Origin of the sequence: Stappia sp. (assembly GCF_048268045.1) — a bacterium.
Lineage (GTDB): Bacteria > Pseudomonadota > Alphaproteobacteria > Rhizobiales > Stappiaceae > Stappia.
Window position 1 is genome coordinate 195,340 of record NZ_JBLWWG010000007.1, and the last position, 16,539, is coordinate 211,878.

Consider the following 16,539-nt stretch of genomic DNA (forward strand, 5'->3'; position numbering starts at 1 on the left):
CCGCCACGTTGCAGGAGTGGAAGAGCCGCTTTGAGCCCTTCACTCACCCCGTCTTCGTCTCATACGCATGCTTGATCGCGGCGGCCAGCGTCTCGGGCTTTTCCGCGCCGGCGACCATGAAGCGCTCGTCGATGATGAAGCAGGGCACGCCGGTCACGCCGATGGCCTGGGCCTTTTCGAGGTCCCGCGCGATCTTCTCGTGATCGGCGTCCGTGCCGAGCAACTCGGCGACGAGATCCGACATCAGTCCCGCGTCATCCGCCGCCTTCACCAGCGTTTCGGGGCGGGTGAGGTCGGCGCCTTCAATGAAATAGAGCTGGAACAGCCGCTCGACCATCGCCGACTGCGCGTTCTCCGCCCGCGCCCAGAGGATGAGCCGGTGACAGTCCAGCGTGTTGGGCGAGGAGGTGATCTTTTCGAAGGCGAAGGGGATGCCCTCGCGCAGGCCGGCCTCGCGAAGCGGCGCATGGAGAGCCTCGATGCGCTCGGGGCTGCCGAATTTCTCCATCAGATAGACCTGCCGGTCCTTGCCCTCGCGCGGGATCGTCGGGTCGAGCTGGAACGGCTGCCAGCGCACGGCGACAGGAATGTCGGGCAGGCTCTGCAGCGCCTTGTCCAGCCGACGCTTGCCTATGAAGCACCAGGGGCAGACCACGTCCGAAATGACGTCGATCGGCATCGGATCCGGCGTGGGGGCTGCGTCCATGCGGGCGGTCTCCATGATGGCTCGCCCGCCGGGTGCGGGCATTCAGGTGAAACTGGTTCGTTCGACAATGCCAGCGACCCTGCGGCGGAACGCGGCAAGCGCTTCCTCGTCGCGCAGCACCGCGAGCTCGCCCATTTGCTCCACCCTAGCAATAAAATCCTCGTCGCGCGATGCGGCAAGCGCGGTGGAGAGCACCGGGCTTTGCGGCACCCGCTCGAAGGCATCGTCATTGGCCAGGGCGAGATGGCGCGGTCCGGCGTGCACGTCCTTAAGGCGAACAACGACGGGTCTGCGCCCGCGCACCGCGAGCGCGCGGCTCAGTCGCTTGAGATAGTCCGCGTAGCAGGTCGCGTCGAGTTCGGCGTCACGCACGAGAACGGCCTCGCGGAACCGCTCGAGCCGGGCGGAGGAGAGGCTGCGCCGAACGCCGGAACGCAGCAACAGCGACAGGCGCGCGGCGATCGCGGCGGCCGGAGCGGCACGGGAGAGAACGTCGCTCGCCCCGGCGCGGTGGATCTCCTGCGCCTCCTCGCCCGGCGTGGCAAGAGCGAGGATCGCAAGCGAGACATGGCGTGGGTCGCGACGCAGCGCTGCGACGAGATCAATCGTCCGCGCGCATGGCGCATCGATCAGCAGCGCGCAGACGCCACCTTGGGCAAGCTGCTCATGCACCTGTGCGACGCTGAAGGCCCCCTGCGTCGCAACCCGGCTGCCGTGTTCGGCGAGCGCGAGGCCGAGGCGCTGGCCGTCGCCATGGATAAGAACCGTCGCTCCGGCGTGCGACACGCAGGGATGACGGGGGCCTGCAAAACCACTGCCGAAGGCGATCCGGCGAAGCAGGGCCTCTTCCAGGCGCACGGAAAGCCGCAGTGTTTCCCCGATCCGCCAGGCAAGCCGCTCCGGTGGGCAGTCGGGATCCACCGCTGTATCGATGTGCGGCTGGCACACGGGGAGCGCGCCGGCCTGTGCGACGGCAATGACCGGGAGCATGGACCCGGCCGCCCGAGCATGACGCACGAGCACGGACATCGGCGCGTCGGCCGTTTGCGGCGCGGTTGTGACCACCGCGTCGGGCACCACGCCCAGATCGCGAAAGCGCGCCAGCGCGCCGTTTGTGTCGAGAAGGAGCCCCTGGGGCAGGGCTGCCTGCAAGAGCGTGCGCAGTGCATCGCCCGCGCCACCGCCGTCGACCGCGATCGCCGGTGCGCTCACGCTTGCAACTGCATCTCTCGTCCCCTCCGCCATCGGCATCATGCCACGGCGGAGCGTAACGGGTTGACCAGCCGGTCGGCGAGGCTCTCGCGGTCGACCTTGCCCGTCTCGGTGCGCGGCAACGAGCGCAGCGCCAGCACCCGGTGCGGGATTTCGGCAAGGCCGGCATGCTCCGCCTCGAGGAAGGCGAAAAAGCCCTCGACATCCAGGATGAGACCGGGCTGGGGAACGAGCGCGGCATAAAGTCTCGCGCCGAGGATCCCGTCCTCGACGAGAAAGGCGGCCGCCTCGCGGACGCCCGGGAAGGCCGAATAGAGCGCATCGACGGCGGGGAGCGAGCCGATGCCCGGCGCGCTGCTTCCCGGGATGCCGAGGCCGCAAATGCCGTTTTCGTTCTGGCGCACGGGCAGCAGGGTGTCGACGAAGCCGGCCTTGTCCGTGGGAATGCGGACCTTGCAGGCCGGCCAGGCGGAATCGGCAACCATGGCGCCGCGCACCTTCAGTGTCGAAGGCGCGGTTTCCGTGTCGAGATCGATCTCGAGAAGTGCTGGCCCCTGCGGCGCGGTCGAGGGGGAGCCGATGCGCCCGGGCAGGATGGGCCGCGGCAGCGAACTGCCCTCGCGCCGTCGCGCGATCATGGCAAATTCGTCGATGACGTGAAGATCGACCAGGTCGCGGTTGGTGTTGTGCGGCACGGGCGAGGCCGAATTCGGACCCCAGACCGCGACGATGCGGCACGATCCGCTGTCGAGCCGGCGCTCGAAGGCCGGCACCAGCGCGCCGGGACAGAGCACGAGATCGGCCTTGACCGCATCGGCATGGGCCGCAAGCCGACGCAGGGAGCCCGGGTGATGCAGATGCAAGGTGCCGCCGCTCAGCAGCCAGGGGACGAGGCCCGCACCGAGGCCGGCCATGCCGGTCAGCGCATAGGGCTGCACGATCACCGGGGCTTGCGGCAGCGACAGCTCGAGGAAGGGCATCAGCCCGGCGGCGATCCACTGGTTGTGGCTGCGGGCGATGGGCAGGGGCTCGCCACTGGTCGAGCGCGTCCAGGTCAGCGTGGCGACATGGTCGGCCGCGTCCGTGCCGCGCCGGCCCTGGACCTCGCCGATGTCGCCGGGAAGCTCGTCAAGCACGTTGCCGAGTTCCATCAGGCCGTCCGCGACATTGCTGCCCAGTCCGAAAACGAAGCGCAGGGCAAAGAGCTCGGCGGCCGCGTCGCGGGCCTCATGCCCGAGGCTGCGTCCGCCGAAGCTGTCGCCGGCGATCAGCGCACGCGCGCCGGCGCGGGTCAGCGCCTCCAGCACGTTCTTCTGACGCCAGTACAGTGGCAGCGGCGCGACGACGAGCCCGGCGCGGACTGCGGCAAGAAGCGCGATCACCGCATCGACCGAATTGGCGCTCTGCAGCCCGACGACACTGTCCGGCGACATCCCCACGGCGCCGAAGAAGGCGGCGAGCCGCGAAATCTCGGCATCGGCCTCGGCATAGGTCAGCTTGCGGCCGGGGCTCGCGGTGGCGCGCATCCCCGGGCCCTCGGGATCGCACAACGCGAGCCTGTCCGGGTGGCCGGCAGCGGTCTTGCGGAACAGGGTGTCGAGCGTGACGCGCCCCCAGATACCGCTCTGCTGGTGGGCCTCGATCGTCTTCAGGGGCGTGAGGATCATGTCATTACATCCACAACGTTCAACCGCTCTTGGCGGACCACCAGGTTTCAAAACGCGGCCCGGACAGCGACTGCGCATCGGGACGCATGATGTCTTTCCATCGTGCCACCCACTTTTCGGGCAGATGGAACAGAGGCACCACATAGGCGCCGGAGATCAGCGCGCGGTCGAAGGCGCGCACCGCATCGGTGAAGCCTTCCGCGTCGCGCGCGGCAAGCAGCGCGTCGATCATGGCATCGACCGCCGGACTTTTCGCACCCGCATAGTTGAAGGACCCGTCCTGGCCGGCGGCATCGCTGCTCCAGCGGTAGCGCTGCTCGTTGCCCGGCGACAGCGACACGAGCCAGACGTTCATCACCATGTCGAAGTCGAACGTCTGGCGGCGACGCTGATACTGGGCGCCGTCGACGGAGCGGATCGATGCCTGCACGCCAACGAGGCGCAGCGTGCGCTGGTAGGCGAGGGCCAGCCGCTCCTGGTCCGGCGTCGCGGTCAGGATCTCGAAGGCAAGCGGCGTGCCGTCGGCCCCGCGCATGGTCTTGCCGTCGATGGTGTAGCCGGCCTCCGCGAGCAGCGACACGGCGGCGCGCAGCACCTTTCGGTCGCGTCCTGAACCGTCCGCCTGCGTCGGCTTCCAGGTTCCCGCCAGCACGTCTGGATCGATCTCCTCGATGTGCTTGCCAAGCAGCATGCGCTCACCCTCGCTTGCCGGGCGGCCGAGCGAGGAGAGCACCGAATTGTCGAAATAGCCGCCGGTGCGCTGATAGAGCCCGTAGTAGAGGTTGCGGTTCACCCACTCGAAATCGAAGAGCATGGCGAGCGCCCGGCGCACGCGCACGTCGGCAAAGATCGGGCGGCGGGTGTTGAAGACGAAGCCCTGCATTCCAGCCGGCGTGCCGAGCTTGAAGCCTTCCTTGATCACATCGCCACTGGCGACGGCGGGAAAGTCGAGCGCCGTCATCCAGCGCGCGGGATCAGGGACCGGCAGCAGCGACACGATCCCCTTCTTGAAGGCTTCGAACAGGCTGTTCTCGTCGCGGAAATACTCGATCCGGACCTGGTCGAAATTGTAGAGGCCCTTGCGGATCGGCAGGTCCCTGGCCCAGTAGTCGGGATTGCGGCGGTAGGTGATGGCGTTGCCGACGTCGACTTTCTCGATCACATAGGGGCCCGAACCGACCGGCGGCGTCAGAGTGCTGCGGTCGAACGTCTCGGGATCAATGGTGTGCTTCGCCAGGATCGGCGACAGGCCGACGAGAAGCGGCAGCTCGCGGTCGTCACCGTTCACGAAGGTGAAGCGGATGCTGCGGGGGCCGGTCTTCTCCATCTTCGTGATTCGCGCATAGCGGGAGCGGAAATGCGGTCGGCCCTTGTCGCGCAGGATCTCGAAGGAAAAGATCACGTCCTCTACGGTGACCGGCGTGCCGTCGGAGAAGCGGGCCTTCTCGTTCAGCGTGAATTCGATCCAGTCGCGCGAATCCGGCATGCGCACGCTTTCGGCGAGCAGCCCGTAGAGCGAGAAAGCCTCGTCCTTGTTGCGATCGAGCAGGCTCTCGATGACGAGCGCGCCATAGTCGTCGTCGCGAATTCCGCGCCCCGACGACGTGCCACCCTGGACGATGAACTGGTTGAGGCTGTCAAAGGTGCCCTGGACGCCATAGGTCACGGAACCGCCTTTGGGCGCGTCGGGATCGGCATAGGGCAGATAGGAGAAATCGGCGGGCAGGGCCGGTTCGCCGTGCATGGCGATGCCGTGGCGCGCGGGTACGTCTTCCTCGGCGCGCACGGCCGATGCGTCGGCGATGGCGGCAAGGCACAGTGCCGCGACAGCCGCCTTGCGCAGGCCACGGGCGAGGGGAGTGAGAATCGGTTTCGGCATCTTCGCAGTCATGTGACCATTCTTAGCGCGCAATTGCTTTGCTATGGTTAACACACCCTCAACATCCCGGATGCACGAAGGTGATACATTTGCGCAACAGGGTGAGGCTGTCGCATCCGGTCGGATCGACGACTGCAAGGATAGTGTGGCTCTTTCTGGATATTTGCGCAGCAACGCTGTAAAGATGCCGCCCGGGACCGCACGGGCCTAGGTGTCGCCGCATTCCGCCCTCACAGGGGAGAGCGACGGTGGCCTGTGGGTCGAGCGGGAGAGCCGCGACAGAATTCCGGCGTGCCGGCTACGGCCGGCGCCGAACCGAGATCATGGACGTAGGGACGCATTGTATGGCTGACATTTTCAAGAATGGCCTCGTCGGGGTGTCGCTTGCCGCGGCCGCCGTGCTGGCTGCCGTGACCGGTGCCAGCGCGCAGACCACGGTCGAGCCGCCGGCGGATACGCCGTGGGTGAAGATCTGCAATACGGATCCGCAGTCCAAGAAGGAAATCTGCGTCGTGACGCAGGAGCTGCGCACCGACACCGGGCAGTTCCTCGCTTCCGTCGCCGTGCGCGAGATCGCCGGCGAGGCCCGCAAGACGCTGCTGATCGCGGTGCCGCCGGGAATGCTGATCCAGCCGGGCCTGCGCGTGCAGATCGACACCGGCAAGCAGAGCGAAGCCAAGTACGGCATCTGCTTCCCGAACGCCTGCTATTCCGAGCTTGTGATCGAGGATGAGTTCATCGCCTCGCTCAAGAAGGGCGGCAACCTGATCCTGACCACGCTGAACCAGCAGGCCAAGCAGGTTCCCTTCCAGCTCACGCTGACCGGCTTCACCAAGGTCTATGACGGGGCGCCGATCGACGCGGCCGCGCTGCAGCAGAAGCAGCAGCAGCTCCAGTCGGAGCTTCAGAAGCGGGCCGAGGAAGCGCGCCAGAAGCTTATCGACAAGCAGAAGGAAGCGACCGACGCGGGCAAATAAGCGCCCAACGTCGTCCGCGAACGAAAGAAGCCGCCGGAGCGATCCGGCGGCTTCTTTGTTTTGGCGTTTGGCAAAGCGTGACGCCTGGGCCCGATGGCTGCGCCGCATGGCAGGCGCTTCAGTGAAGCTCCACGTCGCGGGGAAGGTAGGAGCCATCGGCCTGCTGCTCGAAGATCTCGTCGACCTGCGGATGGCGCACCGGTTCGCCGGTATCGTCCTCGACGAGGTTCTGTTCGGAGACATAGGCGACGTATTCCGTCTCCGCGTTCTCGGCGAGCAGGTGATAGAAGGGCTGGTCGCGGTCGGGACGCACGTCAGACGGGATCGCGTCCCACCATTCCTCGGTGTTCGAGAAGGTGGGATCGACGTCGAAGATGATCCCGCGGAACGGAAAGACCCGGTGCCGGACAATCTGGCCGATCATGAATTTCGCGGTACGCATTGCGTGTAAAACCCGTTCGGGTGGCGGCGAGTTCGTCCCGCCGACGCCCCTTTGTCAGTGAAAAACGAGCCTAGCGCATACGCTTTCAACAGATGGTTTACAAGCCCGCAGCGCCAGGCGCGCCGTCTCACAACCCGTAGGCGGCTGCCATGTCCGGATCGCGTTCGGCCACGGTCCTGGCCAGATCGACGATCACTTTCGCCTGCTTCCAGGTCGCGTCGTCCTGCATCTTGCCATCGATCATCACCGCGCCGCTGCCGTCGGGCATCGCCTCCAGGATGCGCAGCGCGAAGGCGACTTCCGCCGGCTCCGGGCTGAAGACGCGCTTGGCGATGGCGATCTGGCTGGGATGCAGCGACCAGGCGCCGACGCAGCCCATCAGGAACGCATTGCGGAACTGGGCCTCGCACGCATCCGAATCGGAGAAATCCCCGAACGGGCCGTAGAAGGCCTTGATGCCCGCCGACATGCAGGCATCGACCATGCGCGCCACCGTGTAGTGCCACAGGTCCTGCTGGAACATCGGCCGCGCGGTGTCCGTGGAGCCTGCGTCGGCCAGCACCGCATAGTCGGGATGCCCGCCGCCGACGCGGGTCGTCTTCATGCCGCGCGAGGCGGCGAGATCGGCCGGGCCGAGGCTCATGCCGTGCATGCGCGGGCTCGCGGTGGCGATCGCCTCGACGTTCTTCACCCCCTCCGCCGTCTCGAGGATCGCATGCACGAGGATCGGTTTCGTCACGCCGGAGCGTGCCTCGAGCTGGGCCAGCAACTGGTCGATGTAGTGGATGTCCCAGGGGCCCTCGACCTTCGGCAACATCACCACGTCCAGCTTGTCGCCGACCTCGCCGACGATCTCGACCAGATCGTCAAGCACCCAGGGGCTGTTCAGGCAGTTGATCCTGGTCCACAGGCCGGTGGAGCCGAAATCGTTTTGCTGTGCCATCTCGATGAAGCCGCGCCGCGCGGCCGTCTTCTGGTCGGCCGGGATGGCATCCTCGAGATTGCCCAGCACCACGTCCACCGTCGGGATCAGGCCCGCGACCTTGGCGCGCATCTTCTCGATATGCGGGGGGACGAAATGGATCATGCGCTCCAGGCGGACCGGAAGGTCGCGAAGCGGGGCGGGCGCGCCGATGGCGAGCGGCTGGTAGAACGCGCGTGGTGTCTTCAATCTGTCCTCCCGTGCGGATCGCGAGCCGGGGCGGCTCCGCTCCCGGAGGAACCGCCGATGCGATCATGCTGCACTGCATATAAGCCCGGACAGGTGCCTGCGTTCAAGTCATCCTTTGGCCAAGGGAGGCCGCCTGTGGGCCTGCCGCGGGCTCAGACCCACTTGCGCATGATCCACATCCACTGGGCGGGGGTCTCACGGATCCAGCCCTCGAAGATCTCGTGGTAACGGCGGGTCAGCGCCAGCGCGTCGGCCTTGCGCGCGCCGGTCAGCGGCACGTCCACCACTTCCGCCGTGATGCGGAAGCGGTTGCCGGGAAGCCGCAGCACCCGGCAGGCAACGAGCGGCACCCCGGCGGCGCAGGCGATGGAGGCGGGGTAGGTGGTGGCGAAAGCATCATGGCCGAAGAAGGGGAAGACCGCGCCGCGCCGGTCGCGCAGGTCGGCAAGCATGGCGGCGCGCCCGCCGCGGCGCACCATCGAGAGCAACCGGCGCGCGGCCTCGTGTCCCTTGGGCAGCAGTCCACCCGGATAGATCGGCTCGCGCAGGCCACGCAGCAGCGCCTCGGAGCGCGGATTGTTGAGCTGCTTGTAGAGACCGATGGTCTCCCATCCGGCCGCAAGCCCGCCGAGCGTCGCGATCTCCCAATTGCCCGAATGCATGGAGACGACGACCGCGCCACGGTCGCCGACATGGGCGCGCACCGCTTCCACGTCGATGTCGAAGCGGGCAGGGTCGGCCACGAGCCGGTCAAGACTCAGTGTCTCGGCGGCGATGCGCCCGAGATTGTCCCACATGTCGCGGGCAATCGCCTCCCGCTCGGCGTCGGTCTTTTCCGGGAAGGCGCGGGCGAGGTTCTGCAGGGCCCGGCGATGACGCTTGTTGAGCGGTCCGAACAGGCGCCACGCCCGCCCCATGAAACCTGTCATGACGGAGAGCGGAACCACACGCACCAGCGCGAGCGCACCGGCGAGAGCCAGCCACTCCGCGCCATGACGCAGGCGCAGATGGAGCGGAAGCCGCTCTGCCGCGACCGTGTTGCCGTCGCCGTTCGTCATTTCAGCCGATGTCCTCGACCCATCTCATGGGGTGCCGCAGTTTTTCCCGACGCCGTTGACCGGTTCCGACGAACCGGATAGGCCTGCGGTGCTTACCCAAGCACCGGCACCTTGGCAACATGCGGGGCGAGCCGCTTCCATTTCGCGGCTGGTGGCCGTTCGGGCCTCATACGGGCTTTTTGATCTCCGGAGAACCAGATGGAAAATGTCGTTTCGCTGGCGTTGCCCTTCTTCGGCCTGATCTTTCTGGGCATCGCCGCGGGCAAGTTGAAGAAGCTGCCGGCCGAAGGCATGGCCTGGATGCAGTTCTTCATTGTCTACATCGCGCTTCCGGCGCTTTTTTTTCGCCTGCTGGCAAAGACGCCGGTCGAGGAGCTCACCAACCTCGGTTATGTCGCGGCGACGACCTTCTCGACCTATTCCGCCTTTGCCATCGCCTTCTGCTTCGGCGTGATCGCCTCGCAGGGCAACATCCCCGAGGCGACCATCCAGGCGCTCGTCGGCTCCTATTCGAACATCGGCTACATGGGACCGGGGCTGACGCTTGCCGTGCTCGGGCCGGCGGCGGCGGTGCCAACCGCGCTGATCTTCTGTTTCGACAACATGCTGCTGTTCACGCTGGCGCCCCTGATGATGGCGCTGGCCGGCACGGACAACGAACCGCCGCTCAAGACCGCGCTGACCGTGCTGCGGCGGATCTTCACCCATCCGTTCATCCTGGCGACCATCGCCGGCGTGCTGGCGGCTGCGGTGCGCTTCGAGCCGCCGCAGGCGCTCGACACGCTGTTGACCTTCCTCAGCAACGCCGCCGCGCCCTGCGCGCTTTTCGCGATGGGCGTCACCGTCGTGCAGCGTCCGCTCGGGCGCGTGCCGGTGGAGCTGCCCGTCGTGCTGCTGGTCAAGCTGGTGATCCACCCGGTGATCGTGCTGCTGCTGCTCAACTGGGTCGGCGGCTTCGATCCGGCCTGGGTGGCGACCGCGGTGCTGATGGCCTGTCTGCCGCCGGCGGCGAATGTCTTCGTCATCGCGCAACAGTACGGCGTCTACGTCGAGCGCGCCTCCAGCGCCATCCTGATCGGCACCATCGTGTCGACGCTCACCGTCTCCGCATTCATTTACCTGATCACCGAGGGCATGCTTCCGATAGGATGATCCGCAAGGCCCCGCGAAGGGGCGCGGCATCCTGGGGGGGCAATGACCGACAGACCGCTTGAGGGAATCACCGTTCTCGATTTCAGCACGTTGCTGCCGGGGCCGCTGGCGACGCTCATGCTGGCCGAGGCCGGCGCGCGGGTGATCAAGATCGAACGTCCAGGCGGCGAGGACATGCGCTTCTTCGCGCCGCGCCTGTCCGGCAAGGGCGTGCTCTATGCCATGCTCAACCGCGGCAAGGAGCGGATCGAGCTGGATCTCAAGACACCGGCGGCCCGGAATCGTGTGCTGGAGCTGGCGCGGTCCGCCGATGTCGTCGTCGAGCAGTTCCGCCCCGGGGTGATGGCGCGGCTCGGTCTCGACGCGGCAGCGCTTCGGTCTGCCAATCCCCGTCTCGTGCATTGCTCGATCACCGGTTTCGGCCAGAGTGGGCCGCGTGCCGGGGAGGCCGGGCACGATCTCACCTACATGGCCCTGACGGGGCTTCTGGCGTTGTCCTGCGGCAGCGCGGACGCGCCGGTTCTGCCGCCGGTGCAGGTCGCCGACATCGCCGGCGGCAGCTTTCCGGCGGTGATCAACATCCTGCTGGCGCTTCTGCAACGGCAAAGGACCGGGCAGGGGACCTCTCTCGATATCGCCATGTGCGATGCGATGTTCACCTTCGCGCTCTTCGCGCAAGCCCAGCTCGTCGCCAGGGGGAAGGCACCGGGGAACGGCGCGGACCTGCTCACCGGCGGATCGCCCCGCTACCGGCTCTATGCCGCCGGGGACAGCGGCATGATCGCGGTCGGCGCGCTTGAGGACAAGTTCTGGCGGGCGCTGTGCGAGGCAATCGACCTGCCTGAAGCGCTGCGCGACGACCGGGCCGATCCGGCGGCGACGATCGCCGGTGTCGGCGCGCGGTTTCGCACCCGTTGCGCCGACGACTGGGCGCCGCTGCTTGCAGCGGCCGACTGCTGCGCCTGCCCGGTGGCAACGCTGGAGCAGGCCTTCACCGACCCGCATTTCGTCGAGCGCGGGCTTTTCGACCGTGTCGCCCTTGCGGGAGAGGTCGAAATGCCGGCGCTCAGCCTGCCGATCTCGCCGGCATTCCGGGGTGGACGGTCGGTGGCGTCGCCGGACGGCTGAGGCCGATCAGCCGAGCGACAGGCCGCGCATCAGTTTCGGCCGGGCGAGCATCGGCGCGATGCCTTCGCGCATCATCATCCGTCGCAGCGGCGGCACCCGGCTTGCGACATAAAGGCCGAAGCTGCGCAGCGCCTGCACCGGCACCATGTCGCTCAGCAGCGAGCGGTTCAGCAGGTCGACGGCGGCGGTGCGCGAGGCGATGTCGGGCCGACGCGCCTTCTCATAGCGCGCAAGCACGGCATCGGCCCCGAGGTCTTCGCCGCGCAGGCGGGCAGCGACGAGGATCTCGCCCAGCGCCGCCACGTCGCGCAGGCCGAGATTGAGCCCCTGTGCGCCAATGGGCGGGAAGACATGGGCGGCCTCGCCGACGAGCGCGCAGCGCGCCTGGCCCATCCGCTCCGCGCTCAGCCCACCCAGCGGATAGACCTGCCGCGCGCCGGACACGCGCATCTTGCCGAGGATGGAGCGGGCACGCCGCTCAAGCTCGGCCGACAGCGCGGCGTCGTCCAGCTCCTTCAGCCGTTCAACGCCCTCCGGGCTTTCCACGCACACGAGAGAGGAGGACCGGCCGGGAAGGGGCACCAGTGTGAAGGGGCCGGTCGGCGTGTGGAATTCGTTGGAGTGCGAATTGTGCGGCAGGTCGTGGTCGAGATTGAGGATGAGGGCGGCCTGCGGGTAGCGCCAGTCGCGCGCCTTGATCCCGGCCGCCGCGCGCACCGGCGAGCCGCGCCCGTCGGCGCCGATGACCAGGGAGGCCGTCAGCGTCTCTCCCGTGTCGAGGCGGACCTGCGCGGCAGCGCCTTCCAGCGTCATGCCGACAAAGCGCGCGTTCCTGCGCTGCAGCCCCTCATGCTGCGCCGCGGCGGCGGCGAGCTCCCGGTTGAGATCGCGGTTGCGTATGTTGAAGCCAAAGGCCTCGAGCTTCAGCTCGGAGGCGTCGAACACGACCTCCGGCGCGCGGATCAGCCGGTTGGTGCCGTCGATGATGCGCATGTGGCGCAGGCCGGCGGTGAAGGGGGCGATCCGGTCCCAGAGCTCGAGCGCGCGCAGCATCTCGACCGACGACTCCAGCAGCGCGGTGGTGCGGTCGTCGTCCGCCGGCATGTCCGGGGCAACGAGCGCGGTAGAGAAGCCGTGTCGCGCCAGAAGCAGCGCCATCGCCAGCCCCGACGGCCCGGCGCCCACGACAACCGCGTCGAAGACGGTCTCATTTCCGCTCGCGTTGCGTTCAGTCATCTTCGGCTCCGGCGTCTCGGCCTCGCGGGAGGCCTCATGGGCATATGTGAGACCAAGATGGCCAGACGGCTCCGATTTGCAAGTGGCGGCCGGGCGCATATGGTCGCATCTGTATGAAAACCGATCCGTATTTCCGGGGTTTGCGCTATCTCCAGCCGTGCAGGCGGGGATGATGGTACCGCAAACCGCGAGATGGACGGGGGATCGGCCAAGTGATCGGAAGCGACATGACGCAGGATGGCGGTCCTCGGGGCGATACGCTGATGCGGCGGGAAACGCGCCGGCCGCGCCTTGTGGTCTTCGCCGCCATCGGTGTCGCGGCACTTGCCGGCTGGGCCTATCTCGCCGGAATGATCGCCGCCATGGTTCCGGTGATGGACATGGGCGAACTCGGGCCCGGCATGGAGGCGTTCAACCGCTTCAACCTGTTCCACGGCCTTCCCGCCGACATGCGTGCCGCCCTTGCCGTGCTGTGCCTGCCGGAGGGCGCGACCACCTTCGGAATGCCGGCGGCAAGCGCCTATTCCCTTGCCGACGCCGGCCTCGTCTTCCTGATGTGGGTGATGATGTCGCTGGCGATGATGCTGCCGAGCGCGGCGCCGATGATTGCCCGTTTCGCCGAGATGCCGCAGCCGATGCGCGCAAGCCGGGCGCGGGTGCTGCCGACGGTGACGCTGGCGCTCGGTTATCTGTCCATGTGGATCGCCTATTCGGTCGTGGCGACGGTGGCGCAGGGCGGGCTCACCGCCTTTCGCCTGATGACGCCGATGATGGCGCCGGCGACGCTGGTGCTCGCCGGTACGACGCTGGTTGCCGCGGGCATCTACCAGTTCACGCCGGCGAAGCTTGCCTGTCTCGCCCGCTGCCAGCGGCCGATCCTGTTTCCCATGGACCGGCGCTACGAAAGCCTTGGCGAGGTGTTCCGGCTCGGCCTCGTGCAGGGGCTGCTGTGCCTCGGGTGCTGCTGGGCGCTGATGACGGTGATGTTCGCCGTCGGGGTGATGAACGTGCTCTGGATCGCGATCCTCGGGCTGATGATGGCGATCGAGAAGACCGTGTTCAACGTCTGGGTGCCGCGCGCCATCGGTGTGGTGCTGATTGTCTGGGGCCTGTCGCTTCTTGCCGTCTCCGAGCCCGGACGGGTGCTTCTTGCCGGATAAGCCTGCGCGCGCGATAATTTCATCTTGCGCAAACTGCCGTGTTGCAGTCCGCCCGGCTTGAAGGCATAGGAAGGGCGTTATTCCTGTAGACACGACCGCTCGTTGCTTGCGACGGGAAAGATGGGGTTGAGCCTGTGGCAAAGGGCAAATCGGCGGATCTGGAATCCGCAGTCGCGGGCCCGCTGAAGAGCGCCCATCCCCTTTTCCTGATTCATGTGCTGACGGCGCTCGGCGCGCCCATTGCACTGCTGGCGCTTCTGGCCGGGGCGCGGGGCGACTGGGCCATGCTGTTCGTCTGGCTCGGCATCGCGCTGGTGGTCGACGGCATCGACGGCCCGCTTGCCCGCCGCTACGACATTGCCCGGCGCATGCCGCAATGGTCGGGCGCGTCGCTCGATTTCGTCATCGACTACGCCACCTATGTCTTCCTCCCCGCCTTCGCGCTTGCCGGCAGCGACATGCTGTCCACGCCCTGGAACTGGATCTGCGGCGGGCTCGTCGTCTTCACCGGCGCGCTGTATTTCGCCGACAACGGCATGAAGCAGCCGGACGGGTCCTTCAAGGGCTTCCCCGCCGGGTGGAACATGGTCGTCTTCGGGCTGATGGTGCTGTCGCCGTCGGAGACATTCTCGGTGATCTTCGTCATCGCGCTGTGCGCGCTGACCTTCGCGCCGATCCGCTTCGTCCATCCGGTGCGCGTTGTCCGCTGGCGGCCCTTCACCCTGCTGGTGACGGCGTTGTGGTTCGTGGCTGCCGGGATCGCCATCGCTGACGGTATGACGGCCGAGGGACCCGTGCTGTGGCTTCTTTCGGCAACGAGCCTATATCTTCTCCTGGTATCCGCCGTTCAGCAGGGGCTCGAGGCACTGCGCTGATCCCGGCCGGATCGACCGGCCGGCGACAGATGGTGCAACCTCATGCTTGAATTGCTGAACGATCCGAAGGCGTGGGCAAGCCTGCTCACGCTGACGGTGATGGAGATCGTGCTCGGCATCGACAACGTGATCTTCATCTCGGTGCTTGTCAGCCGTCTGGACGAGAAACACGCCAGACGCGCGCGCCAGATCGGCCTTGCCCTGGCACTCGTCTTCCGCATCGCGCTGCTGTCGATTCTCACTGTCCTGATCGGGCTGACGGCTCCCGTCTTCACGATTCTCGGCGAGCCCTTCTCATGGCGCGACCTGATCCTTCTCGCCGGCGGGCTGTTCCTGCTGGTCAAGGGCACCCACGAGATCCATCAGGGCATCGAAGGCGACAGCGAGGCGCACGGCGGCGCGGTGACCGCCGGCCTTGCCGCCGTGATCGTCCAGGTCGTGCTCATCGATCTGGTCTTTTCGGTCGATTCCATCGTCACCGCCATCGGCATGGCACAGCACATCGAGGTGATGGTCGCCGCCGTGGTGCTGGCGATGATTGCCATGTACGTCGCCTCCGGCCCCATAGCCGGTTTCGTGCAGAAGCACCCCACGACCAAGATGCTGGCGCTGGCCTTCCTGCTGCTCATCGGCGTGGCGCTGGTCGCCGACGGTCTCGGATTCCATATCCCGCGCGGCTACATCTATTTCGCCATGGCCTTCTCCGCCGGCGTCGAGACGATCAACATTCTTGCCGCCGCCCGGCGCAAGCGGCTGAACGGATAGCGCTTGCCGCATCCCTCTGAGGGCTTGCCGGGGCGCTCCGCCCGCCCCATGATCCGCCCCACACGGAAAGATCATCCTCAGGGAGAGAGACATGGTTCAAGCGATCAGGGTGCATGAGACGGGCGGGCCCGAGGTGATGCGCTTCGAGACGGTCGACGTGCCGGCGCCGGGCCCCGGCGAGGCGCGTATCCGCCACACCGCCGTCGGCCTCAACTTCATCGACACCTATTTCCGCTCCGGCCTCTATCCGGCGCCGGCCGGCCTGCCGTTCATTCCCGGCAACGAGGGCGCCGGCGTCGTCGTCGCCGTGGGCGAGGGCGTCACCCATCTGGCGCCGGGCGACCGGGTCGCCTATGCCGGGCCGCTTGGTGCCTATGCCGAGGAGCGGGTGATGGCGGCCGACCGGCTGGTGAGCATCCCCGAGGGCGTCGACGACAAGACCGCGGCGGCGATGATGCTGAAGGGCATGACCGCCCGCTACCTGCTGCGCCGCACCTACCGGGTGAGCGCGTCGACGACGCTGCTGTTTCACGCGGCCGCCGGCGGCGTCGGCCTCATCGCCGGCCAGTGGGCGGCGAAACTCGGTGCGACGGTGATCGGCACCGTCGGCTCCGAGGAGAAGGCCGAGCTGGCGCGCCGCAACGGCTATACCCATGTGATCAACTACCGCACGGAGAACTTCGTCGAGCGGGTGCGCGAGATCACCGACGGCAAGCTCTGCGACGTGGTCTATGATTCGGTCGGAAAGGACACCTATCCAGGCTCTCTCGACTGTCTGAAGCCGCTCGGCACCTGGGTGTCCTTCGGCCAGTCATCGGGTCCGATCACGGACTTCAGCCTGCCGATCCTGTCGGCCAAGGGCTCGCTCTTCGCCACCCGACCGACGCTCTTCACCTATATCGCCTCGCGCGCCGACCTCGAGGAGACGGCCAACGACCTCTTCGACATGGTTTCCAGCGGCGCGGTGAAGATCGCCGTCAATCAGGAATACGCGCTCGCCGACGCGGTGCGGGCACATCAGGACCTGGAAGGCCGCAAGACCACCGGCGGCACGGTTCTCATCCCCTGACAGACGCCCGCGGCGCGGCGAGACATCGCCGTGCCGCGGCCC

General features: G+C 67.2%; 15 protein-coding genes. 7 read left to right on the plus strand and 8 right to left on the minus strand.

Going from position 1 to position 16,539, the window contains the following annotated elements; translation table 11 throughout:
• Window positions 1–43: 43 nt before the first annotated feature.
• Genes ACN0WF_RS13220 through ACN0WF_RS13235 form a run of 4 tightly spaced genes read right to left on the minus strand, consistent with a single transcriptional unit; the run spans window position 44 to window position 5,476 of the window.
• On the minus strand, window positions 44–706 hold the full coding sequence (locus ACN0WF_RS13220) for a DsbA family oxidoreductase (protein WP_417773295.1): 663 nt from the start codon (window positions 704–706) through the stop codon (window positions 44–46).
• Between the two features lie 42 nt (window positions 707–748).
• Window positions 749–1,918, minus strand: a complete 1,170-nt coding sequence (locus ACN0WF_RS13225; RefSeq protein ID WP_417773296.1) for a hypothetical protein — start codon at window positions 1,916–1,918, stop codon at window positions 749–751.
• Window positions 1,919–1,956: 38 nt separating this feature from the next.
• Window positions 1,957–3,585, minus strand: a complete 1,629-nt coding sequence (locus ACN0WF_RS13230) for an AMP-binding protein (RefSeq protein ID WP_417773297.1) — start codon at window positions 3,583–3,585, stop codon at window positions 1,957–1,959.
• A 19-nt stretch (window positions 3,586–3,604) separates the two neighbouring features.
• The gene (locus tag ACN0WF_RS13235; RefSeq protein ID WP_417773298.1) at window positions 3,605–5,476 is read right to left on the minus strand and encodes an extracellular solute-binding protein; all 1,872 of its coding nucleotides are present in this window, start codon (window positions 5,474–5,476) and stop codon (window positions 3,605–3,607) included.
• A 332-nt stretch (window positions 5,477–5,808) separates the two neighbouring features.
• On the opposite strand from ACN0WF_RS13235, the gene ACN0WF_RS13240 reads away from it, so the two are divergent.
• Window positions 5,809–6,441: an invasion associated locus B family protein gene (locus ACN0WF_RS13240; protein WP_417773299.1), complete on the plus strand. Its 633-nt coding sequence runs from the start codon at window positions 5,809–5,811 to the stop codon at window positions 6,439–6,441.
• A 118-nt stretch (window positions 6,442–6,559) separates the two neighbouring features.
• Here ACN0WF_RS13240 and hspQ read toward each other — a convergent pair whose 3' ends face one another.
• From hspQ to ACN0WF_RS13255, 3 genes are all read right to left on the minus strand, one after another.
• Complete coding sequence (hspQ, locus tag ACN0WF_RS13245) at window positions 6,560–6,883, minus strand: heat shock protein HspQ (protein ID WP_417773300.1); 324 nt, start codon at window positions 6,881–6,883, stop codon at window positions 6,560–6,562.
• A 127-nt stretch (window positions 6,884–7,010) separates the two neighbouring features.
• A complete protein-coding gene (locus ACN0WF_RS13250; RefSeq protein ID WP_417773301.1) occupies window positions 7,011–8,054 on the minus strand; it encodes an HpcH/HpaI aldolase/citrate lyase family protein in 1,044 nt (347 codons plus the stop codon).
• A gap of 152 nt (window positions 8,055–8,206) precedes the next feature.
• Window positions 8,207–9,112 carry a lysophospholipid acyltransferase family protein gene (locus ACN0WF_RS13255; RefSeq protein WP_417773302.1) on the minus strand — a complete coding sequence of 302 codons (906 nt, stop codon included), beginning with the start codon at window positions 9,110–9,112 and terminating at the stop codon, window positions 8,207–8,209.
• Between the two features lie 198 nt (window positions 9,113–9,310).
• Here ACN0WF_RS13255 and ACN0WF_RS13260 point away from each other — a divergent pair, with 198 nt between their 5' ends.
• Together ACN0WF_RS13260 and ACN0WF_RS13265 are read left to right on the plus strand one after the other, a co-directional pair.
• A complete protein-coding gene (locus tag ACN0WF_RS13260) occupies window positions 9,311–10,264 on the plus strand; it encodes an AEC family transporter (RefSeq protein WP_417773303.1) in 954 nt (317 codons plus the stop codon).
• A gap of 42 nt (window positions 10,265–10,306) precedes the next feature.
• A complete protein-coding gene (locus ACN0WF_RS13265; protein WP_417773304.1) occupies window positions 10,307–11,392 on the plus strand; it encodes a CaiB/BaiF CoA transferase family protein in 1,086 nt (361 codons plus the stop codon).
• 6 nt (window positions 11,393–11,398) lie between these two features.
• On the opposite strand, the gene ACN0WF_RS13270 is transcribed toward ACN0WF_RS13265, so the two are convergent.
• Entirely contained in the window at window positions 11,399–12,628 is a 1,230-nt protein-coding gene (locus tag ACN0WF_RS13270) for a UbiH/UbiF family hydroxylase (protein WP_417773305.1), read from the minus strand.
• Window positions 12,629–12,855: 227 nt separating this feature from the next.
• On the opposite strand from ACN0WF_RS13270, the gene ACN0WF_RS13275 reads away from it, so the two are divergent.
• From ACN0WF_RS13275 to ACN0WF_RS13290, 4 genes are all read left to right on the plus strand, one after another.
• Window positions 12,856–13,788 carry a DUF2182 domain-containing protein gene (locus ACN0WF_RS13275; protein ID WP_417773306.1) on the plus strand — a complete coding sequence of 311 codons (933 nt, stop codon included), beginning with the start codon at window positions 12,856–12,858 and terminating at the stop codon, window positions 13,786–13,788.
• 134 nt (window positions 13,789–13,922) lie between these two features.
• Window positions 13,923–14,663 carry a CDP-alcohol phosphatidyltransferase family protein gene (locus ACN0WF_RS13280; protein WP_417773307.1) on the plus strand — a complete coding sequence of 247 codons (741 nt, stop codon included), beginning with the start codon at window positions 13,923–13,925 and terminating at the stop codon, window positions 14,661–14,663.
• A gap of 42 nt (window positions 14,664–14,705) precedes the next feature.
• Complete coding sequence (locus tag ACN0WF_RS13285) at window positions 14,706–15,428, plus strand: TerC family protein (RefSeq protein WP_417773308.1); 723 nt, start codon at window positions 14,706–14,708, stop codon at window positions 15,426–15,428.
• Between the two features lie 91 nt (window positions 15,429–15,519).
• Window positions 15,520–16,497 carry a quinone oxidoreductase family protein gene (locus ACN0WF_RS13290; RefSeq protein ID WP_417773309.1) on the plus strand — a complete coding sequence of 326 codons (978 nt, stop codon included), beginning with the start codon at window positions 15,520–15,522 and terminating at the stop codon, window positions 16,495–16,497.
• The last annotated feature ends 42 nt before the right edge of the window (window positions 16,498–16,539 follow it).